Genomic DNA, 18,963 nt, shown 5'->3' on the forward strand with positions numbered 1-18,963 from the left:
CGATGAAGCCCGGGCCCGGGCTCGCGGGATCGGACAAGACAGGAGTGGTGTCCCGGGGGGGCTGGAAAAAAGGTTGAATCGAAGTCCTTGATTTCTGGTGGACCCGCTAGAATCTGCGGGATGACCCAATACCCCCAATCCGTTCATGTGAAGGACCGGCCCGAGGAATGCGAGGTCGGGGAGAGCGTCCTGCCGGGCTCCGTGCCGCACTGGGATGCGCGGATCCGGTTGGTGGAGTTCACCCCGGCGAACCTCATGCCGGGCGACAAGCCGTGGATCTTCGCGGCAAGTTACCAAGGGATGGATGTGCTCGGCTGGAAGCGCGTGGAGTGAGCGGGGGATGAAAATTGCCACCTACAACGTGAACGGGGTCAACGGGCGGCTGCCGGTGCTCCTGCGGTGGCTGGCGGAGGCCCGGCCGGATGTGGTGTGCCTGCAGGAGCTGAAGGCGCCCGAGGAGAAGTTTCCCGCGCTGGCGATCGAGGAAGCCGGATACGGCGCGATCTGGCATGGGCAGAAGAGCTGGAACGGGGTGGCAATCCTGCGCCGCGGCGATAAACCGATCGAGACCCGGCGCGGCCTGCCCGGCGATCCCGAGGATGTGCACAGCCGTTACATCGAGGCCGCGGTCGAGGGGATCGTCGTCGGCTGCCTCTATCTTCCGAACGGGAACCCCGCACCGGGGCCGAAGTTCGATTATAAGCTGCGTTGGTTCCAGCGCTTCGCCGAGCATGCGAAGAGCCTGCTTGCCGCGAAGATCCCCGTCGTGCTGGCGGGGGACTACAACGTCATGCCGACCGAACTCGACGTCTACAAACCGGAGCGTTGGGTCGACGATGCGCTATTCCGTCCGGAGGTGAGAAAGGCCTTTCACGATGTCGTGGGGCAGGGGTGGACGGATGCCTTGAGAACGCTTCATCCCGGCGAGAAAATCTACACTTTCTGGGACTACTTCCGGAATGCCTACGGGCGGGACGCGGGATTGAGGATCGATCATTTTTTGCTGAACCCGGAGGTTGCCGCCCGGCTTTCGGCTGCCGGGGTTGACCGCGAGGTACGAGGCTGGGAAAAATCCAGCGACCATGCGCCGGTGTGGATCGAACTCGACGCGGTTCCGGCAAAGCGACGGAAGAGCAAGACGACCTGACTCCGCAGAACTTCGGTTAGGGCTGCGGCTCGCAATCCCTCGGAGCAATTCGCAATGGCTCAAGGGCTTGTGGTTGCAGTGGGTGGGGCGCGATTGCTTGGATTTACGGGAATTCCGGCGGATTAGGGCCGAGGCATGTCGCTTGCTAGGTAGCGCCCGTTATGAAAATTGCATCATCCCTGAAACTGCTCGCTCCCCTTGCCTCGCTCGCCTTCGCCGCACCGGCATCCGCGGGTCTCATCGACACGTCGATCTTCATCAATGCGGACCTCGATGTCTCCGGCAGCCTCAGCACCTCGGAGTTCACCACAACCCTGGATGCGGGCCTGAGCGCGAGGGCGATCGCCCGGAGCTTCCGCTCGGCCGATGCCAACCGGAACGGTGACGTCCAACTGAGCGAGTTCCTGGTCTTCGACGGCACCTTGACCTTCGCCAACAAAACCGAGCGGCAGTTTTTACTGGGCGACGCCTCGGTCAACGGCTCGCTGGACTTCGACGAATTCGTCTCCACCTCCGGACGCAGGGCGACGCTCGTGAGCATCCGCAGGAATTTTCTCCGCGCCGATGTCGACGTGAACGGTTCGCTAACAAGTCAAGAGTATGTGAACTTCCGACGCGGGCAAACGCCGCAAGGAGAGAGATTCACCATCTTCGAACTCACGGATTTCAGCGGTAACGGCGAGATCACGCTCTCGGAATTCGGGAACTTCTTCCGACAGGGTGCCGCCAGCGCGAAGGTTTCAGCGAAGTTCACGAAACTGGATGCTGACGTCAATGGTGTGCTGACCACCTCGGAATGGAATCCGGGAGTCCGGCCATAATCGGCTTCCGCCTTGGATCAAGTGGCCCCCGGCATCATGCCGGCGGCCGCTTGCGGTATCCGGCCTAACAAATTTTCAAGATGCCCGAACTGTGGACTTTAGCCCTCAGGCCTCCGCGGAATCGCTCTTTCAGGAAGGCTTGGGCGCCGGGCTCGATCACGCGGTCCATCCACTCGCAGGGCTTGCATTCCTGGGTGCCTTCGAATTCCAAGCCTTGGAAGATGAAGCGCCGGCCCAGCGCTTGTTGGAGATCGACACCCTCGACTATGAGGTTGCGCCTGAAGACGGACGCGGGAAGTTTGGGCAGCTTGAAATGCTCCCGGATTTCCTCGACGACGCGGATGTCGAAGAAAGTGACCTGGCCTTTGGCGTCCGGCTTCCGGTTGAAGTAGCGGTCGCCGATCAGCCCCATTCCGCCGACGCATTCCGCCTCGGCCAGATCCGAGATGCCATGTTGCATCCGGCCCTCGCCATGGCGGCCCCAGTAGTCGTGGCCGGAGGAGATGAAGATGTGTAGCAGCTTGGCATTCCAGTGTGGCAGGCCGGTGATCGCTTCGGTTTCAACCGATGGAGCGGGGTCGTTCATGGGTATCGGGTGGAAGGGGCGAATCAACCCCGTAACGAAAGGGCGGCTGGGGGAACGGCAAGGGAAATCAACCACTCTCCGGAATATGAGTTTAAGTGATAATGCCAACTTGCGCCTGCCGCTTTCCGCGATGAACAGGGAGCAGCCGATTGCTTGCGAATCTCCGCGTCAAACGTGCGCCTCCCATTGATTCAATGAAACCCCGCCTGAACCTCGCCATTATCGGCAGCGGCCCCTCGGCCATTTATCTCCTGAAGCATCTTCTGGATGAAGCCCGGATACTGAAGCCCAGGCTGGAGCGCATTTCCATTTTCGAGAAGAGCCAGCTCACCGGCATGGGCATGCCTTACAATCCGCTGACGACGGACCGCTTCAACTTGGCGAACATCTCATCCGAGGAACTGCCCGGGCTGCCGGTTCCGATGGTGGACTGGCTGGGCACTCTGGATCAGGCGGACCTGCAAGCGATGGGGCTGGCGGGTGAGGAGATAAGTGCCGAAAAGATCTATCCGCGGCTTGTTCTCGGGCAATATCTGCACTCGCAGTATCGCGTGCTGCTCGCCTGTCTCCAGGAAAAGGGGATTCAAGTGCTGGAGCATCCCGGCTGCGAGATTACCGATATCAGCGATCATCCGGAAGATGGGAAGGTGAGCCTAATCACTGCGGGAGGGGAGAGCCATTCGTTCGACAAGGTGGTCGTCGCCACCGGCCACTACTGGACGAAGGAAGATCGCCCGGAAGCGGGCTACTACGCCTCGCCCTGGCCGATCAGCAAGCTGCTGCCGGAGGAGGGAACTCACCACGATTTCGCGATCGGCACGCTGGGTGCCTCGCTCAGTGCCTTCGATGTGATCAGCTCGCTCGCGCACCGGCACGGGCGCTTCACGGGAGAGCCGGGGAATCTCCGTTTCGAGGCCCACTCCGAAGCCGGGAATTTCAAGATCGTGATGCACGCGTTCCATGGCTGGCTACCGCACTTGCAGTGGGACCAGGAGGAGCCGCTGCGGGACATCTACCGGCATGTCGGCCGTGAGGAGCTTCTGGGATTGAGGGACGGCGAAGGCTTCCTCCGGCTGGAAACCTACTTCGACCGGGTATCTCGCCCGGCGTTGGCGGAGGCCTTCCGGAAAGACGCGATGGCGGAGATGACGGGCAAGCTCGCCGATCCGCAGTTCAAGCTGGCGGATTTCGTGGAGACGATGAGCGACAAGCACGACTACCGGAACGCCTTCGAAGGCATGCGCCGCGAAATGGTGGAGGCGCGGAGGTCGGTGCTGGAGCACAAGCCGATCCATTGGAAGGAGGTGATCGATGATCTGATGTATACCCTCAATTTCCACGCCGACCTGATGCCGGCGGAGGATCACCTGACCCTGCGTGAGATCGTCATGCCTTTCCTGATGAACGTCATCGCGGCGATGCCGCTGGAATCCGGCGATATCCTGTTAGCCTTGTATGACGCGGGACGGATCGAGATCGTTTCAGGCAAGGCCGAGGTCGCCGATGAGGCCGTGGAAGACGGCACCACCACGGTCACGATCGAGGGCGATGATGGTGAGAAGACGACGGCGAGCTATCGCATCTTCGTCGATTGCGGCGGCCAGAAGCCGCTCGATCTGCCTGACTATCCTTTCCCCGGTCTGGTGGAGGGCGGCGCGATCAGGAAGGCACGGGTCCCCTTTGCCGAGCCTACGGTGGCGCAGACCTTGGAAGATGACGTGAAAGAACATCTCTTCGAGGAAGGCGGAGAACCGATGTATCACGTGGGCGGTGTGGATGTGGACGCCGCCTATCGCTTGATCGGGTCGGACGGAGCCAGCAATCCGCGGATCGCCGATGTCGCCTTTCCCCATACCTCGGGGCTGCGGCCTTATTCGTATGGCCTGCAATGTTGCAGCGATACGGTGGCGATTTTCGTAAAAGCGTGGGTGGAGGAATTGCGGAATGGTGGCGAGGTCGAGGAGGATCCGATCGAGCTTTCGAAGCTCTACGAGAAGATCTAGGGTCGGGCATGATCCGTGTGACGACATCCGAACCCGCGCCAGGCTACGAGGTTTATGAAGTGGAGCATCCGCTCTGCCGCGGACGGGTCGCGCGGCACGGGGCGCAGGTGATGGAATGGGCCCCGACCGGTTCCGGACCGGTTCTCTATTGCAGCCCGCGGACGCTGCTTCAGGAGGGAAAGGCGATCCGCGGGGGCATCCCGATCTGCTGGCCGTGGTTCGCGAACCATCCGCACGATGCGGCGATGCCGGCGCATGGCTTCGCGCGCTCGCGCTTCTGGGAATATGATGGCAGCGCGTCGGATGAGGAGGGGGTGCGCCTGCGCTTTCACCTGGAGGATGATCCTTCGACGATGGCGCTGTGGCCGCACCGGTTCCGGCTGGAGACCGAGATCTCGCTGGGCGAGCGCTTGGGTGTCCGCTTGACAGCAATCAACACGGGCGAGTCGCCGTTCCCGATGGGCGGGGCCTTGCATTCGTATTTCACCATCGGCTCGCTGGCGGGGACACGGATCAGCGGTCTTGAAACCGCTGCCTACTTCGACAAGACGGGAGGCGGCGAGCAAGCGGCGGCGAATGCGCCACTGGTGCTGTCCGGGGAAGTGGATCGCATCTATCGGAATGTAGGACCGGTGCAGGTTTGTGATAGTGGATTGGGGAGGACGCTGATGATCGGGAGCCGCGGGCATGGTAGCACGGTGGTGTGGAATCCAGGTGTGAAGAAGGCCGCGGGGATGGCGGATCTCCCAGCGGGAGACTATGAGCACTTCGCGGCCGTGGAGGCAGCGCTGCCGCCGGGGCAGGAAGTGGTGCTGGCACCGGGGGAGAGGCATGTGATGGAGACCTGGGTGGGGGTGTGCTCTTAACGGACGGCTCTTCCGCTGGGAGCGCGGAGCCACTGGCCCGCAGGGTGGTCCAAGCCGCTTCGATTGCGGTGAAGACATGGAGCAAGGCGACGGCTGTATCCGCAAGCACCGCGTGAATTGCCGGACCTTAAGGGTGGCTTCTGCGGGCCGGTGGCTCCGCGCTCCCAGCGGAAGAGCCGTCCTTCCTGCATGGCGGTCACCCCAGCGACGGACTGGAAAGCGTGTCGATCGCCTCGCTCAGAACCTTGGCCGCGCGTTGGATTTCGGGCTCGGGACTTGAGGCCAGCGCCAGCGCCTTGCGCGCGGACTTGAGGCGGTCGGCGAGGTATTCCGGAGGGCCGTTGAGGTGATCGAGGGCGTCCGCCATCTTGATCAGGCGCGCCTGCCACGGGGCGATGGCTAGCTGCTCCCAAAACTTCTTCTTATCCTCCCCGGGCTCCTTCGAAAGCCAGTCCACCCAGGCCGAGACATTCTCGCCCATCGTGATCGCCATGCCCTCGCGATTGATCTTGGTCTTCTCTAACACGTCGTGCAGCAGGGCCGCCGAAAGGACCTCCGGATCGTGGCAACCAAAGACCGCGGAGATCAGCAGTGCCACCCGCGAGGGATGCGCGAAGTACGGCATCTCCGTGCCCGGCGGACTCTGGCCCTCGTGGGCTTCCGCGGCGATCGCGGCGGCGTACTGCCAGAGATACGCCGCCGGTGAAAGTGCGAGCAGCGGAGTGGATGAAGGAGGTGGGGTGCTCATGGTTCGCTGTCAGTTCGCGAGCTTGCGGAAATCGTCCCGCCAATCGCGCTTGTGCTCGGCTTCATAGTCGCCGGGATGAAGCGGGCCGAAGGTCTTGATGAACTGCTGGGCTTTGCGCTCCGGAATTTTCAGCGGCGGGTTGTCGCCGTCGGCAAAGACGCTCACCCCCTCGCCCGAGAACTTTTGATACCGCTGGCGGAGGTGGTCCGCGATGGTGAGGTCGTCGGTCGCGGGCCGGCCGGAACTCTCGAGCGTCTGCTGCTCGGATAGGGATGGGGTTGGTTTCATGGCTTGGGGAGTGATGAAGGGAACTCAGCCGATGCTCCGCAGGGTGGGCTCGCGCTCCCAGCGTCTGCCGGCCTTTGCGGTCGCGATGTAGGCGCGCTGGCCTTTCGGTCCATCGAGCAGGATGGTGCCAGCATCGATCTCCACGCCCGCGGCTTCCAGCAGCGGTGCGGCCTCGACCGAGTAACCGATGACCTTGAGATGCCCGAAGGCATCGCGCACCCAATTGACGGCCGCGGCTTCGCGCACCAGATCGTTCATTGCTTCGTCGGTCGCGAGGATGGCGACGGTGTCGAAGAAGACCGAGGGCCCGCCGGAGAGTGCGTGGTGGACGGCGAGCGGGGTGCCATCGGAAAGGGTGACGCCGCCGATCTTGGGCGCGATCAATTCCACCGCGGCCTTCTCTTTTTTGAAGGCGGCTTGCAGCGCGGAGAGCAACGCGGCGTCTGCTCCCTCGGTAAGGAGGATGCCTGCCTTGCGGCCTTTCAAGATCTGCGGGTCCTTCCCGATCAAGCTTAGCGATGGCGAAGTCGCGAGATCCCGGGGCGCAACCGCGGGAGTGATTTTAGCGCCGCCTTCGGCTGGCATGCCGAGCGCATCGGCGACGGTCTGGTGAAGCGCTGCATCGATGTTCGCGAGGTGGCCGAGCATCTTCTCTCGGATCGGCACGATCTCCACCTTCGCGAGTTCGAAGGCAAGCGCGCTGGCGATGTGATTCTGCTCCGGCGGCGTCATCGAGCGGAAGAACATCCGGGCCTGCGAATAGTGGTCGGCGAAGGTCTCCGAGCGCTTGCGGATCTTCTCGCCGGTCTCGGCTTCGGGATGGGTGCGGAAGCCATGCATCGGGCATTCGCGCGGCGCGGAGGGAGGCGAGATCTCGCTGGGCTCGTAGGCCACGCGGCCCTTGTGGACATGCATCTGGCGGAGGCCGTCGCGCTGGTTGTTAGAGAAGGGGCAGCGCGGCGCGTTGACCGGGATCTGGTGGAAATTCGGTCCGCCCAGGCGGGTGAGCTGGGTATCGAGATAGGAGAAGAGGCGGCCCTGCAGCAGCGGGTCGTCCGAGAAGCCGATGCCCGGCACGATGTGGCTCGGACAGAACGCCACCTGCTCGGTTTCGGCGAAGTGGTTATCGGGGTTCCGGTTCAGCACCATCTTGCCGAGCTTGCGGATCGGGATGATCTCCTCCGGGATCAGCTTGGTGGGATCGAGCAGGTCGAAGTCGAGCTCCGCGGCCTGGCTTTCCTCGATGACTTGCACGCCGAGCTCCCACTCCGGGAAGTCGCCGCGCTCGATCGCTTCCCAGAGGTCGCGGCGGTGGAAGTCGGGATCCGCACCGCTGATCTTCACCGCCTCATCCCAGACCACCGCGGCGCTGCCGATGGTGGGCCGCCAGTGGAGTTTCACGAAGCGGCTGACTCCCTCCGCGGTGATGAAGCGGAAGGTGTGCACGCCGAACCCTTCGATCATCCGCAGCGAGCGCGGGATGGCGCGATCCGACATCGCCCACATGATCATGTGCATGCTCTCCGGGGTCAGCGTGATGAAGTCCCAGAAGGTGGCGTGCGCGGAGGCCGCCTGCGGGAAGCCGCGGTCCGGCTCCATCTTCACCGCGTGGATCACATCGGGGAACTTCATCGCATCCTGGATGAAGAAGACCGGTATGTTGTTGCCTACGAGATCGAAGTTGCCTTGCTCCGTGTAGAACTTCACCGCGAAGCCGCGGACATCCCGCGGCAGATCGACGGAGCCTGCTCCGCCGGCGACCGTGGAGAAGCGGGCGAAGACTTCGGTCTTCTTTTTGGGATCTTGGAGGAAGCCCGCCTCCGTGATGTCGGCGGCGGACTCGTAGGGCTGGAAATAGCCGTGGGCACCGGAGCCGCGCGCATGGACGATCCGCTCGGGGATGCGCTCGTGGTCAAAGTGGGTGATCTTCTCCCGGAGGATGAAGTCTTCCAAGAGGACCGGCCCGCGGATGCCGGCCTTCAGCGAGTTCTGGTTGTCCGAGATCGGGAGGCCTTGGTTGGTCGTCAGATGAGCCTCGCCTTCGACGGCGGTCTGATGGGTCTCCGCAGGCTGCTTGAGAAGCTTGGCGGCTGGCGGAGCGGGCGGGGATTTTTTGGAGGACATGGTGGTGGTGCGGACACCTCGCAGCAAGCATGCCGGGGCAGCGCTGGCAGCCGTTCGTGAAAGGGCGCGGGTCGGATTTCCTGCACCCGGCAGATTCCGTTTCAATACGCCCGGAGGCTTTGCATTATGCGCGCTTTCGCCCGCGGCGAGCCCGTGCAAAACGAGACATGGCGGGCAATCCCGCGATGGTATGAATCTTGCGAATCTGTTAGGACTGCCATGAACCTCGCACCCAAGCACCTCCGCCGCTACAAGGATGTCGCGTTCCTGTTCCTGCGACACGGGAATTCCGCGACCAACGCCGAGGCTGGCTTCGCGAATGACGCCGCCGCCGGCGATCAAGCTCCGGCTGGCGACGCGAAGCAACTGGCCACCGATCTGGAGAAGCTAGGTCCGACCTTTGTGAAGATCGGGCAGTTGCTTTCCACCCGCGCGGACCTCCTGCCGCCCGCCTATCTGGATGCCCTCAGCCGCCTGCAAGACAAGGTCGAGCCGATCGCTTACGAGGAGATCGAGAAGGTGGTGCAGGAAGAACTGGGTGTCCGGATCTCGAAGGCTTTCGAGAGCTTCGAGAAGACGCCCTTGGCAGCGGCCTCGCTGGGGCAGGTGCATCTGGCGGTGCTGCGCGGCGGGCGGCAGGTTGCGGTGAAAGTGCAGCGTCCCGGGATCCGCCAGGAGATCATCGACGATGTCGATAGCCTCGAGCAGATCGCCGAGTTCCTGGATGCCAATACCGGCTTTGGCAAAAGGTATGAGACCTGCCGGATCGTCGATCAATTCCGAGCCAGCATCCTGCGCGAGCTCGATTATCAAAAGGAGGCGAGCAACCTCTCTGAATTGAAGCGCAATCTCGAAGGCTTCAGCCGCCTGCGGGTTCCCGGGACGATCGAAAATTATACGACGTCCCGGGTCCTGACGATGGACTACCTGCCGGGTACCAAGATCACCGCGCTATCCGGGGTGGTGCTCACCGATCTGGATGGGGATGCGCTGGCGGAGGATCTCTTCCGCGCCTATCTGAAGCAGATCCTGGTGGATGGATTCTTCCACGCCGATCCGCATCCCGGCAACCTGCTGCTGACGCATGACCGGAACATCGCGATCCTCGACCTCGGGATGGTCGGGCGGATCCAGCAGCGGATGCGCGATCAACTGGTGCACCTGCTCGCCGGGATCAGCGAAGGGAACGGCGTGCAGGCGGCGGAGGCGGCCATGAGCATCGGCTCGCCACGGGATGGGGAGATCGACCGGGTCGGCTTCATCAGTGCGGTGGAGGAAATCGTGGGAGCCGCCAAGGCGCAGGAGATCGCCAAGATCGAGATGGGCAGCGTGGTGCTGCGGGTGACCAAGGCCTGCGCGGATGCCGGCCTGAGGATTCCCGCGGAGCTGACCCTGCTCGGCAAGACCTTGCTGAATCTCGACCGGGTCGGCTTCGCGCTGAGCCCCACCTTCAATCCGAATGAAGCGATCCGCCGCCACCTCGGGGAGGTGAGCAAGGCGCGCGTGAAGGAGACGCTGACCTCGGCGAACCTCATGGGCATGGTCACCGAGACGAAGGACTTCCTGGGACAGCTTCCCGCGCGGATGAACCGGATCCTCGATCTGGTGGCGGACAACAAGATGAAGGTGCAGGTGGACTCGCTCGATGAGAAGGCGCTGATCGTGGGGCTGCAGAAGGTCGCGAACCGGATCACCCTCGGGCTGATGTTGGCAGCGCTGATCGTCGGCTCATCGATGCTGGCGCGGGTGGAGACCAGCTTCCGGATTTGGGGCTACCCGGGGCTGGCGATGGTGTTCTTCCTGATCGCGGCCCTCGGGGCGATGGTCCTCTTCGTGCAGATCGTTTTCAAGGACCGGTGAAGGAGGTCGGTTAGGCGGGGATCGCGTCGTGGACACCGTTGAAGTATTCGACATCGGACACCCGGCTCCGGGGCACGCGGAGGGGCTTGTTCCTCACCACGCCCCGGTTCTGGGTGCAGATCAGGAACTCGGTCTCGGTGCGGAGAATGCACACGACCATCTCCGCTTCCAGCCCCGGGGGATGGGGGATGCCGACCTGCGCAAGCGCCTCGCCTTGCATGCCGCGATAGCGAAGCGCGAAGACCCGGCGCTTGGAAAAGCGATAGTGCCACATTCGCGAGCAGTCGGCTTTGATCGCGGCCAGCATGTCTTCCGCGGCTGCCCGGCTTCTCGAGATGGGGACGAAGAATTTCACCGGTCTTTCCCTCGCAGGCGATGTGCCACCCGCGGCTTCCGGTCTCAGCAAACCGGACACCGGATCCGGATCCGGGGGAGGGGCGAATCTGCATGGCAGAGGGAGGCCCCGAGCTTCGCTATCCTTGATGTTCAATCACCGGAATTTCACGCGAAAATAAAACATGGGAGTTGGCACCCTTCGCTTGCATGATGCGAAGCAAATGGCAGCAGCGATAGCACGGCACTCGGAGATGGATCGGATCGCTGCACTCAGGCGCTACGAGATTCTCGATACACCCCCGGACGGCAGCTTTGATGGGATTACGGCATTGGCAGCCAAGTTGTTGGGGGTGCCGATCGCTCTGGCTACCCTGGTGGATACCGACCGGATCTGGTTCAAGTCAAAGATCGGGTTGGATGTGGAACAGATCGACCGGGCTCCGGGACTTTGTGCCTCCGCTATTTTAAATGATGCGGCCTATATTGTGAACAATGCGGCGCTTGATCCACGGACCTTGGCGAATCCGCTGGTAGCAGGGGAATTCGGGCTGCGGTTTTATGCGGCGGCTCCTCTGCAAACCCACGATGGATTCAACCTCGGAACCCTCTGCGTGATCGACCGGGAACCCCGGCAGATTGACGAGCAAGAGGTGGAAATCCTGCGCACGCTGGCGGGGCTGATCATGGATCAGATGGAGTTGCGGATCGCCAGCCGGCGGATCGACGAGAAGCGCGCGGCAATCGCAGCGAAGAACCGGGAGCTGGCGATTCTCAACGAGGAGAAAGACGGCTTCATGGCCATGGCGGCCCACGATCTCCGCAACCCGCTGGGAACCGTGATGATGATGGGCAAGATGCTTGAAGAGCAGAAGGTGGGAGCGCTCAACGAACGGCAATTGCGGATGGTCTCCGCCATCTGCGAGTCCAGTGAAGTAATGCTGCGCCTGGTCACCGATTATCTCGAATTCACAGCGCTCGGCCCGATAGCGATCAAACTGACGAAGGACGATTGCGACCTGCAGGAACTGGTGGAAGCCTGCGTGCGGGACCATGCCCCGCGGGCTGGCGAGAAGTCGATCGGGATTCTCTTCCACCGGCTGCAGGACGGGATCGTGGCGGCGGTGGATGCGTCCCGGATCCGCCAGGGGGTGGGGAATCTGATCGGGAACGCGGTGAAATTTTCCCCGGCGGGTTCGAGAATCGCTGTCCGTTGCCTGAAGGAAGGAGAGTTTGCCGTGATCGAGGTCATCGACCAAGGGCCGGGGATTCCCGAGAGCGAGCTTTCCAAGCTTTTCATCCCTTTCTCTCCGACCAGCGTGCTTGCCAGCGATGGGGAAAAGAGCACCGGTCTGGGTCTCTCCATCGCGAAGCGCCTGGTGGAGGCGCACCGCGGCGAAATCGCGGTCAGCAGTGTGGTCGGCGAAGGCAGCACCTTTTCCATCAAGCTTCCCCTGTAAGATGCGGCATTTCTGCGCGGGCCCTTGCCGACCTTGCAATTCCCCTAGCGTGCGAGGGCGCGCGAGCTGAGGATCGAAGAATCATGCGCCGCCACGAGAAGCTTTTGACGATCGGGATCACCGCGGCGGCCACAGCGGCCCTGACGGTTTTCATCCGCAATTTCATTTCCGGGGAGAAGAAGATCACCCACCGCATTGCGCAGCGCTATGGCATCTCCGATCCGCAATTCGAGCGGGCGATGAGCCAGTTGCTGGGGCCGCCCATCCTCTCCGGGAACCGCGTCACGCCGCTGCACAACGGGAACGAGATCTTCCCGGCGATGCTGGCGGCGATCGCGGAGGCGGAGCGCAGCATCACCTTCGAGACCTTCATCTATTGGTCCGGGGAGATTGCCGACCGCTTCGCCGATGCGCTGGCGGTGAAGGCGCGGGCGGGGGTGAAGGTGCACGTGCTGGTGGATGGCGTGGGCTGCAACTGCGTGAACGGCGATGCCCTGCGCCGGATGGCCGATGCGGGTGTGGAACTCGAAGTCTATCACATCGCGAATTTCGCCCGCACCAATGAACGCACGCATCGCAAGCTGCTGGTGATCGACGGCCGCCTGGGCTTCACCGGCGGCGTCGGGATCGCGGACAACTGGGATGGCAATGCGGATAGTCCGGAGCACTGGCGCGACACGCAATACCGGGTCGAGGGGCCGGTGGTCGCGCAGATGCAGGCCGCATTTCTGGACAACTGGATGAAGACCCGGGCGGTGGTGCTGCATGGCGAGGATTACTTCCCGCGCCTGGAGGATGCGGGGGAGCTGCGCTGCCAGATGTTCAAGAGTTCGCCGATGGAGGGCAGCGAGAGCGCGCGGCTGATGTATCTGCTGTCGATCGCCGCCGCGGAGAAGAGCATCCAGGTGGGAAATGCCTATTTCCTGCCGGATGATCTCACCACGGAAACCTTGCTGGAAGCGGTGAAGCGCGGGGTGAAGGTCGAGGTGCTGCTGCCGGGCCGGCAGATCGATTCGCAGGCGGTGAGGTTGGCATCTCGACACCGCATCGGCCGCTTGCTGAAAGGCGGGGTGCGGGTCTTCGAATACGAGCCGACGATGTATCACTGCAAGTGCATGATGATCGACGGGCTGTGGACTTCGGTCGGCTCGGCGAACTTCGATAACCGGTCCTTCCGCATCAACGATGAGGCGAACCTCAACGTGATCGACGCCGAATTTACCGCGGAGGAATCGCGGATTTTTGCCAAGGATCTGGAGCGGGCGCGCGAGTTTACCTATGAGGACTGGCAGGATCGGTCGGTCTGCGAGAAGCTGCTGGGCGGGAGCGCGGCGTTGCTGAGGTCGCAGTTGTAGAGCGCCCGGAGCGCGCCCCAGCAGTCGTGCGGACTGAAAGTCCGCGTTCCCGGGCTACCGCCTAATGCGGGACGGCTCGGGGATCGGGGAAGCCGTCGAGCGCTGCGGGCTCCATGCCGAAACGGGCGGCGAGGTCCATGGCATTGTAGGGGGCGTGGAGCTTCGCGGTATTGTCGAAGAAGGTGAAGACATCGCGGCCGGACTTGCGGGGCGGCGGCGGCGGGGTCAGGCGCACGGCATCCTTGGGTGTGCCACCCCTTGACCAGGTGCGGATCTTCTTCTCCCATTCGTCGAGCGCGGACGGGGTGTAGCCGCTCTTGTAGAGCTGATCGTGGCCGTGGAGGCGAAGGTAGAGAAAGTCCGCGGTGACGTCCTCGATGAAGGGCCACTTGGCACCGGCATCCGCGACGACGAGGGCGATCTCGTAGGCGCGTAGTAGTTCGATGAATTCCGGGGTCTCGAAGGAGGCGTGACGGATCTCGATGGCGTGGCGGAGGGGCGTATCGGCGCGGGCCTTGAGGACGGCGCGCTCGGGCAGGCGGCCATCGTGGCGCTTGGCGAGGCGGGCGGCCTCGCCGCTGCTGCGGGGCAGGAGCTTGAAGAAGGCCTCGAGACGGGCGGGCTCGTAGCTGAAGGTCGGCGGGAATTGCCAGAGGAAGGGGCCGAGCTTTTCGCCGAGCTGGAGCAGGCCGGAGGCATAGAAATTCGCGAGCGGCACGGCGACGTCCTTGAGCCGGCGGATGTGGGTGATGAAGCGGCTGCCCTTCACGGTGAAGATGAAGTCGTCCGGCACGGTGTCGTGCCACTTGCGGATGCTGGAGGCGCGCTGCAGGGAATAGAAGGTGCCGTTGATCTCGATGGTCCGCAGGGCGTGCGAGGCGTATTCGAGCTCGCGGTGCTGGGGCAGGCCCTCGGGGAAGAAATTCTTCCGCCACGGCGGGTAGGTCCAGCCGGAGATGCCGATGCGGAGGTCGGGGCGCGTCATGGCGGGGGATGTTTTGCAGGGGCTGTGCCAAGCAAAAGGGAACAAACTAAGGAAGCCCCGCCATCAAGGGTATGAAGTCCCGCCTTTAGGCGGACGAGACTTCCAAGGCGGCGGATGAGAGCTGGTGGCCTTCACTGGCGTCGAAGCTCCCGGGGTGGCTTCGTCCGCCTGAAGGCGGGACTACTTACCCTTGGTGGCGGGGTGATGGACCGTGCTGGAAGCGGCACGTCTCCTGCGAATGACGGCGTGTGAAATTCCTTCGCGACAACGGGCTCTCGCTGGTGCTGGCCGGACTCTTCCTGCTCTTCTGGGCGGGGCAGGCGGTGATGGGATTCAAGGTCCATGAGGCGGATGCGCGGCTGCATCAGCGGGAGCCGGGGAGCTTCGGCGAATACCTCGGCAGCGGCCACTTCTGGCAAGCCACGGGCGAGAATTGGGAGAGCGAGTTCCTGCAAATGGGCGCCTATGTGATCCTCACCACCTTCTTCTATCAGCGCGGCTCGGCGGAATCGCTCGATCCGGACGAAGCGGAGAAGGAGAAGGCGGAGAATGCCCGCGCGAAGCGCACGTCATCGTGGGTGTATCGGAATTCGCTCTCGTTGGCGATGCTTGCCCTGTTCCTCGCGGCTTTCGCGCTGCACACGGCGGGCGGGCTGGCGGAGTGGAATGACGAACGCGCGGAGCATGGCGAGGCGGCGGAGAGCCTGCTGGCTTTCTGGTCGGACCCCGAGTTCTGGTTCCAGTCTTTTCAGAATTGGCAAAGCGAGTTCCTGGCGGTGCTGGCGATCGTGATGCTGAGCATCTTCCTGCGCCAGCACGGCTCGCCGGAGAGCAAGAAGGTGACCGACCCGAATTCGAAGACCGGGGCATGACGAGGTGATGCGCGATGCACGGGCAGCCTCGTCATTCTGCACGGGCATGGGTGGGGCTCTGCTGCCCCCGGAAGGAGGGATCCAAAAGGGAGTTGCTGAAAGCGGGTCGCCGGAGCGGCAGCCCCGGGAGCGACTCCACCGCGTGGCACGGACCATGCGATGGAGGATATTCGCAACATCTTCCTATCATGAACGAAACCACTCTTATCACCGGCTGCACCAGCGGCATCGGACTCCACCTCGCCCGCGAATTCGCCAAGCATGGCCACCCCTTGGTGCTGGTCGCGCCGGATGCGATGGAACTCCGCGCGCTGGCGGTCGATCTCTCCACCGAGTTCGGTATCAGCACCACCCCGATCGCGAAGGATCTCGAAAACCCGGATGCGGCGGAGGACATTTACTACCGCCTCGAGCGCGAGGGCATCCCCGTCGAGATCCTGGTCAACAACGCCGGCCACGGCTTCCGCGGCAAGACCTGGGAGCTGCCGATCGAGAAGGACCTCTCGATCGTGCGCTTGAACATCGAGGCGGTGCTGCGCATGACCAAGCTCTTCCTGCCGCTGATGATCGCGCGCGGTAGCGGCCGGATTCTCAATACCGCCTCGGTCGCCGGATTCGAGCCCGGGCCGATGCTGAATGTCTATCACTCGTCGAAGGCCTTCGTCCTTTCCTACAGCGAGGGGCTGGCGGTCGAGCTGGAAGAGACGGGTGTCAGCGTGACCGCACTGTGTCCGGGGCCGACGGATACGGATTTCTTCCCGAAGGCCGACCTCACCGGAGCGACGGCCTTCCAGAAGGGTAACCTGATGGCACCGCAGGATGTCGCAGAGGCCGGCTACCAGGGCGTGATGGATGGCGAGCTGCTGGTGATCCCCGGGGCGATGAACAAGATGCTGGTCGGCGCACGCCGCGTGCTCACCGAACATGCCCAGGCGAAGATGAACGAGAAGATGTATGAGGAAGTTCCACCGGAGGAACGGACCCGCGCCCGCGGGGATATGGAGAACGGCAAGGAGCAGGAGCAGCGGCAGGAGCTGGAGGACAAGCTCGAGAAGGAGGAAGCGCGCCTGCATTGAACTGACTCCCTCCCTAGCGAGCCATGAACACTCAGCCTTTCTGGTTGGATACCCCGGGTGGCGGATCTGAGGCTTTTCCGTCGCTCGGGGCAGATCTTTCGGCGGACGTGCTGGTGATCGGCGGCGGCATCACCGGTATCACCGCCGCGTTCTTGCTGGCGCGGGAAGGCAAGAGTGTGGTGCTGGTCGAGCGCGAAACGATCGGCGCGCGGGACACCGGCCACACGACCGCGCATCTGACTTACATGACGGACACGCGCCTGTCCGATCTGGTCGCGACCTTCAGCCGGCGGGAGGCGCAGCTCGCTTGGCAAGCGGGCGCGGCGGCGATGGATTTGATCCGCGAGAATGTGGACAGCTTGGGCATCGATTGCGCGCTGAAGCGGGTGCCGGGATATCTGGTGGCCGCGGCTTCCGGCGATGTGGGAGAAGAGCGCGCGGTGCTGCAGGCGGAGTCGGAGATGGCGCACCAGTTCGGCTTTGATGTGCGCTTCGAGGACGGCGGACCGGTGACCGGGCGGCCCTGCATCCGGTTCGCGGGGCAGATGGAATTTCATCCGCTGAAGTATCTGCGCGCCATGGCCGCGGCGGCGGTGAAGGCCGGGGCGCGGATCTTCGAGAACTGCGAGGTCACGGCCTTCGAGGAAGACCCGCTCCTGGTGCATGCCGGCGGCCACGTGATCCGCTACAAGCAAGTGGTGATCGCCACGCATGTGCCGCTGCAGGGGATGGCCGGGACTCTCGGCGCGGCGCTTTTCCAGACGAAGCTGGCGCTCTACTCGACCTATGCGGTGGCGGCGCGAATTCCCGCGGAGCTGCCCGTGCCGGACATGATCTGGTCGGACACCGCGGATCCCTTCCTCTATCTGCGGATCGGCGGCACCGGGGAGGAGCGGATGGCGATCCTGGGCGGGGAGGACCACAAGACCGGTGTGGTGGTCGAGACCGGCGAGCTTTACCAGCGCCTGGAGCAGTTGCTGCTGTGCATGATCCCGCAGGCGGAGATCACACATCGCTGGTCCGGCCAGGTGGTCGAGACGGTGGACGGCCTGCCCTTCATCGGCCCGACCAGCGAAGCGCAATTCATTGCGACCGGCTTCTCGGGCGATGGCATGACCTTCGGCACCACGGCGGCGATGATGGCGCGGGATTGGGTGCTGGGCCGCAGGAATCCGTGGGCGGATCTCTTCAATCCCGGGCGTCGTTCGCTGTCGTCCTTCAAGGAGTATGTGAAGGAGAATTCCGGCTTCCCGCTGCGGATGGTGCGGGACCGGCTGAAGGTCCGCGAGGGCGATCCGGAAGATCTCGGGCGCGGCGAGGCGCGGGTGATGGAGTTTGATTGCAAGCGCGTGGCCGCGCATCGCGATGAGGATGGAAAGCTGCACGTGTGCAGCGCGGTCTGCCCGCACCTCGGCTGCATCGTTGCGTGGAATGAGGCGGAGTCCACCTGGGACTGCCCCTGTCATGGCTCGCGCTTCACGGCGGGCGGGAAGGTGATCGCGGGCCCGGCGGAGACGGATCTGGAGGCGGTGGAGATGGAGGAAACAGCCAATCACTGATCACTGATCTTCTAATCATAAATCGAAGTGGCGCAGCGCGCGAAGACGGGATAGATTGAAGGGTTCGCTTCCACTCTCACACTCACTTACAAAAGCCATGGATCCTCACACGCTTGAAGAAGTGCCGCCGGAATCGCCGCCCACGGGAGCGGAGGCGGATTTCATCACCGCTTTTCAAAACGAGCATCCGGAATTCACCGTGACGGAGATCCGCAAGGTGATGCGGCATTGCGCGCTGGAGATGGCCCTGAACGAATTCGCGGACGATCTGAAGGAGGTCGTCGCGGGAGAGCTCGGGGTGGATGCTTGACCGCTTTGAACGATCAATCTGCACATCGAAAACCTCAACCACCACGACCATGGCCAAGACCACGACTCCACCCAAGGCCCCGCGCGAAACTCCGGACGACATCCTGAACGAGGATCTACCGGAGAACGAAACCGACTTCGACCACGGTGCCGAGGTCACCCAAGCCTCCGAGCGCGAAGCGGTGGCCGACGACTACGAGGCGAATGCGCGGCTCGATGACAACACCGCCGACGAGGTGCCGATGGACGACTTCTCCGACGAACAGGACACCGCGGACCGCCCGGATACCGCGGCGATGTTTGAGGAAGAGGGGGATGAGGGAGATACGGCGGAGAGTTGAGACTTTTTAGGCTCTCCGTCAGGTTTGCTGAAGTTCTTAGAGGAAGCTCCCAATGCGGATCGATGCCCCCCTTTGCGGCGCAGCCGCTTTGGAGTGCGGCGGGCATCGCCGCTTTCCTGCGCGGCGTGCCGGAGAACGCCGTCACGAATCCATCCCTTCGTTTTCCCCCTTTGCAATGCCGTCAACCGTTCCCCCGCGGGGCGGCGCAGAGGCGAATTCAATTCGGCAAT

The 18,963-nt window shown here is 63.2% G+C and carries 19 protein-coding genes; 13 read left to right on the forward strand and 6 right to left on the reverse strand.

Annotation, left to right across the window (positions count from 1 at the left end):
• The first annotated feature begins 120 nt into the window (after positions 1 to 120).
• From ABWK72_RS22130 to ABWK72_RS22140, 3 genes are all read left to right on the forward strand, one after another.
• On the forward strand, positions 121 to 333 hold the full coding sequence (locus ABWK72_RS22130) for a hypothetical protein (protein ID WP_367871753.1): 213 nt from the start codon (positions 121 to 123) through the stop codon (positions 331 to 333).
• A gap of 7 nt (positions 334 to 340) precedes the next feature.
• Positions 341 to 1,147 (forward strand): exodeoxyribonuclease III, encoded by an 807-nt coding sequence (gene xth / locus ABWK72_RS22135; RefSeq protein WP_367871754.1) that lies wholly within the window; start codon positions 341 to 343, stop codon positions 1,145 to 1,147.
• A gap of 161 nt (positions 1,148 to 1,308) precedes the next feature.
• Positions 1,309 to 1,968: a hypothetical protein gene (locus tag ABWK72_RS22140; protein ID WP_367871755.1), complete on the forward strand. Its 660-nt coding sequence runs from the start codon at positions 1,309 to 1,311 to the stop codon at positions 1,966 to 1,968.
• A gap of 64 nt (positions 1,969 to 2,032) precedes the next feature.
• Here the strand turns inward: ABWK72_RS22140 and ABWK72_RS22145 are convergent, their stop codons facing one another.
• Positions 2,033 to 2,554, reverse strand: coding sequence for an MOSC domain-containing protein (locus ABWK72_RS22145; protein WP_367871756.1), 522 nt, complete (start codon positions 2,552 to 2,554; stop codon positions 2,033 to 2,035).
• Positions 2,555 to 2,748: 194 nt separating this feature from the next.
• Between ABWK72_RS22145 and ABWK72_RS22150 the strand changes: the two genes are divergently transcribed.
• Positions 2,749 to 4,557, forward strand: a complete 1,809-nt coding sequence (locus ABWK72_RS22150) for an FAD/NAD(P)-binding protein (RefSeq protein WP_367871757.1) — start codon at positions 2,749 to 2,751, stop codon at positions 4,555 to 4,557.
• Positions 4,558 to 4,565: 8 nt separating this feature from the next.
• Positions 4,566 to 5,423, forward strand: coding sequence for a D-hexose-6-phosphate mutarotase (locus tag ABWK72_RS22155; protein WP_367871758.1), 858 nt, complete (start codon positions 4,566 to 4,568; stop codon positions 5,421 to 5,423).
• A 196-nt stretch (positions 5,424 to 5,619) separates the two neighbouring features.
• Here ABWK72_RS22155 and ABWK72_RS22160 read toward each other — a convergent pair whose 3' ends face one another.
• The 3 genes from ABWK72_RS22160 to ABWK72_RS22170 are packed head-to-tail and all read right to left on the reverse strand — an operon-like array spanning position 5,620 to position 8,583.
• Positions 5,620 to 6,171 (reverse strand): HD domain-containing protein, encoded by a 552-nt coding sequence (locus ABWK72_RS22160; protein WP_367871759.1) that lies wholly within the window; start codon positions 6,169 to 6,171, stop codon positions 5,620 to 5,622.
• 9 nt (positions 6,172 to 6,180) lie between these two features.
• Complete coding sequence (locus ABWK72_RS22165; protein ID WP_367871760.1) at positions 6,181 to 6,459, reverse strand: hypothetical protein; 279 nt, start codon at positions 6,457 to 6,459, stop codon at positions 6,181 to 6,183.
• Positions 6,460 to 6,483: 24 nt separating this feature from the next.
• Entirely contained in the window at positions 6,484 to 8,583 is a 2,100-nt protein-coding gene (locus tag ABWK72_RS22170; RefSeq protein ID WP_367871761.1) for a catalase, read from the reverse strand.
• A 219-nt stretch (positions 8,584 to 8,802) separates the two neighbouring features.
• Between ABWK72_RS22170 and ABWK72_RS22175 the strand changes: the two genes are divergently transcribed.
• The gene (locus tag ABWK72_RS22175) at positions 8,803 to 10,443 is read left to right on the forward strand and encodes an ABC1 kinase family protein (RefSeq protein WP_367871762.1); all 1,641 of its coding nucleotides are present in this window, start codon (positions 8,803 to 8,805) and stop codon (positions 10,441 to 10,443) included.
• Between the two features lie 10 nt (positions 10,444 to 10,453).
• Here the strand turns inward: ABWK72_RS22175 and ABWK72_RS22180 are convergent, their stop codons facing one another.
• On the reverse strand, positions 10,454 to 10,798 hold the full coding sequence (locus ABWK72_RS22180; protein ID WP_367871763.1) for a hypothetical protein: 345 nt from the start codon (positions 10,796 to 10,798) through the stop codon (positions 10,454 to 10,456).
• A 232-nt stretch (positions 10,799 to 11,030) separates the two neighbouring features.
• Here ABWK72_RS22180 and ABWK72_RS22185 point away from each other — a divergent pair, with 232 nt between their 5' ends.
• Both ABWK72_RS22185 and ABWK72_RS22190 read left to right on the forward strand, forming a co-directional pair.
• The gene (locus ABWK72_RS22185) at positions 11,031 to 12,236 is read left to right on the forward strand and encodes an ATP-binding protein (RefSeq protein WP_367871764.1); all 1,206 of its coding nucleotides are present in this window, start codon (positions 11,031 to 11,033) and stop codon (positions 12,234 to 12,236) included.
• An 83-nt stretch (positions 12,237 to 12,319) separates the two neighbouring features.
• A complete protein-coding gene (locus tag ABWK72_RS22190) occupies positions 12,320 to 13,591 on the forward strand; it encodes a phosphatidylserine/phosphatidylglycerophosphate/cardiolipin synthase family protein (protein ID WP_367871765.1) in 1,272 nt (423 codons plus the stop codon).
• 61 nt (positions 13,592 to 13,652) lie between these two features.
• On the opposite strand, the gene ABWK72_RS22195 is transcribed toward ABWK72_RS22190, so the two are convergent.
• The gene (locus ABWK72_RS22195) at positions 13,653 to 14,576 is read right to left on the reverse strand and encodes a DUF72 domain-containing protein (protein WP_367871766.1); all 924 of its coding nucleotides are present in this window, start codon (positions 14,574 to 14,576) and stop codon (positions 13,653 to 13,655) included.
• 248 nt (positions 14,577 to 14,824) lie between these two features.
• On the opposite strand from ABWK72_RS22195, the gene ABWK72_RS22200 reads away from it, so the two are divergent.
• From ABWK72_RS22200 to ABWK72_RS22220, 5 genes are all read left to right on the forward strand, one after another.
• Positions 14,825 to 15,448, forward strand: a complete 624-nt coding sequence (locus ABWK72_RS22200; RefSeq protein WP_367871767.1) for a DUF6766 family protein — start codon at positions 14,825 to 14,827, stop codon at positions 15,446 to 15,448.
• Positions 15,449 to 15,636: 188 nt separating this feature from the next.
• Positions 15,637 to 16,524, forward strand: a complete 888-nt coding sequence (locus tag ABWK72_RS22205; RefSeq protein WP_367871768.1) for an SDR family NAD(P)-dependent oxidoreductase — start codon at positions 15,637 to 15,639, stop codon at positions 16,522 to 16,524.
• Positions 16,525 to 16,547: 23 nt separating this feature from the next.
• Positions 16,548 to 18,083: an FAD-dependent oxidoreductase gene (locus tag ABWK72_RS22210; protein ID WP_367871769.1), complete on the forward strand. Its 1,536-nt coding sequence runs from the start codon at positions 16,548 to 16,550 to the stop codon at positions 18,081 to 18,083.
• Between the two features lie 97 nt (positions 18,084 to 18,180).
• The gene (locus ABWK72_RS22215) at positions 18,181 to 18,393 is read left to right on the forward strand and encodes a hypothetical protein (RefSeq protein WP_367871770.1); all 213 of its coding nucleotides are present in this window, start codon (positions 18,181 to 18,183) and stop codon (positions 18,391 to 18,393) included.
• Between the two features lie 49 nt (positions 18,394 to 18,442).
• Positions 18,443 to 18,733, forward strand: coding sequence for a hypothetical protein (locus ABWK72_RS22220; protein ID WP_367871771.1), 291 nt, complete (start codon positions 18,443 to 18,445; stop codon positions 18,731 to 18,733).
• Positions 18,734 to 18,963 lie beyond the last annotated feature (230 nt).

Source organism: Luteolibacter sp. Populi, from assembly GCF_040801775.1.
In the GTDB taxonomy this organism is placed as follows: Bacteria; Verrucomicrobiota; Verrucomicrobiia; order Verrucomicrobiales; family Akkermansiaceae; genus Haloferula.

What these genes read in the sequence shown, in the direction of transcription:
- ABWK72_RS22220 (WP_367871771.1), top strand. Translation starts at nt 18,443, where the DNA reads ATGGCCAAGACCACGACTCCACCCAAGGCCCCGCGCGAAACTCCGGAC.
- ABWK72_RS22175 (WP_367871762.1), top strand. Translation starts at nt 8,803, where the DNA reads ATGAACCTCGCACCCAAGCACCTCCGCCGCTACAAGGATGTCGCGTTC.
- ABWK72_RS22215 (WP_367871770.1), top strand. Translation starts at nt 18,181, where the DNA reads ATGGATCCTCACACGCTTGAAGAAGTGCCGCCGGAATCGCCGCCCACG.
- ABWK72_RS22150 (WP_367871757.1), top strand. Translation starts at nt 2,749, where the DNA reads ATGAAACCCCGCCTGAACCTCGCCATTATCGGCAGCGGCCCCTCGGCC.
- ABWK72_RS22140 (WP_367871755.1), top strand. Translation starts at nt 1,309, where the DNA reads ATGAAAATTGCATCATCCCTGAAACTGCTCGCTCCCCTTGCCTCGCTC.
- ABWK72_RS22130 (WP_367871753.1), top strand. Translation starts at nt 121, where the DNA reads ATGACCCAATACCCCCAATCCGTTCATGTGAAGGACCGGCCCGAGGAA.
- ABWK72_RS22170 (WP_367871761.1), bottom strand. Translation starts at nt 8,583, where the DNA reads ATGTCCTCCAAAAAATCCCCGCCCGCTCCGCCAGCCGCCAAGCTTCTC.
- ABWK72_RS22210 (WP_367871769.1), top strand. Translation starts at nt 16,548, where the DNA reads ATGAACACTCAGCCTTTCTGGTTGGATACCCCGGGTGGCGGATCTGAG.
- ABWK72_RS22165 (WP_367871760.1), bottom strand. Translation starts at nt 6,459, where the DNA reads ATGAAACCAACCCCATCCCTATCCGAGCAGCAGACGCTCGAGAGTTCC.
- ABWK72_RS22145 (WP_367871756.1), bottom strand. Translation starts at nt 2,554, where the DNA reads ATGAACGACCCCGCTCCATCGGTTGAAACCGAAGCGATCACCGGCCTG.
- ABWK72_RS22155 (WP_367871758.1), top strand. Translation starts at nt 4,566, where the DNA reads ATGATCCGTGTGACGACATCCGAACCCGCGCCAGGCTACGAGGTTTAT.
- xth (WP_367871754.1), top strand. Translation starts at nt 341, where the DNA reads ATGAAAATTGCCACCTACAACGTGAACGGGGTCAACGGGCGGCTGCCG.
- ABWK72_RS22185 (WP_367871764.1), top strand. Translation starts at nt 11,031, where the DNA reads ATGGATCGGATCGCTGCACTCAGGCGCTACGAGATTCTCGATACACCC.
- ABWK72_RS22205 (WP_367871768.1), top strand. Translation starts at nt 15,637, where the DNA reads ATGAACGAAACCACTCTTATCACCGGCTGCACCAGCGGCATCGGACTC.
- ABWK72_RS22190 (WP_367871765.1), top strand. Translation starts at nt 12,320, where the DNA reads ATGCGCCGCCACGAGAAGCTTTTGACGATCGGGATCACCGCGGCGGCC.
- ABWK72_RS22195 (WP_367871766.1), bottom strand. Translation starts at nt 14,576, where the DNA reads ATGACGCGCCCCGACCTCCGCATCGGCATCTCCGGCTGGACCTACCCG.
- ABWK72_RS22160 (WP_367871759.1), bottom strand. Translation starts at nt 6,171, where the DNA reads ATGAGCACCCCACCTCCTTCATCCACTCCGCTGCTCGCACTTTCACCG.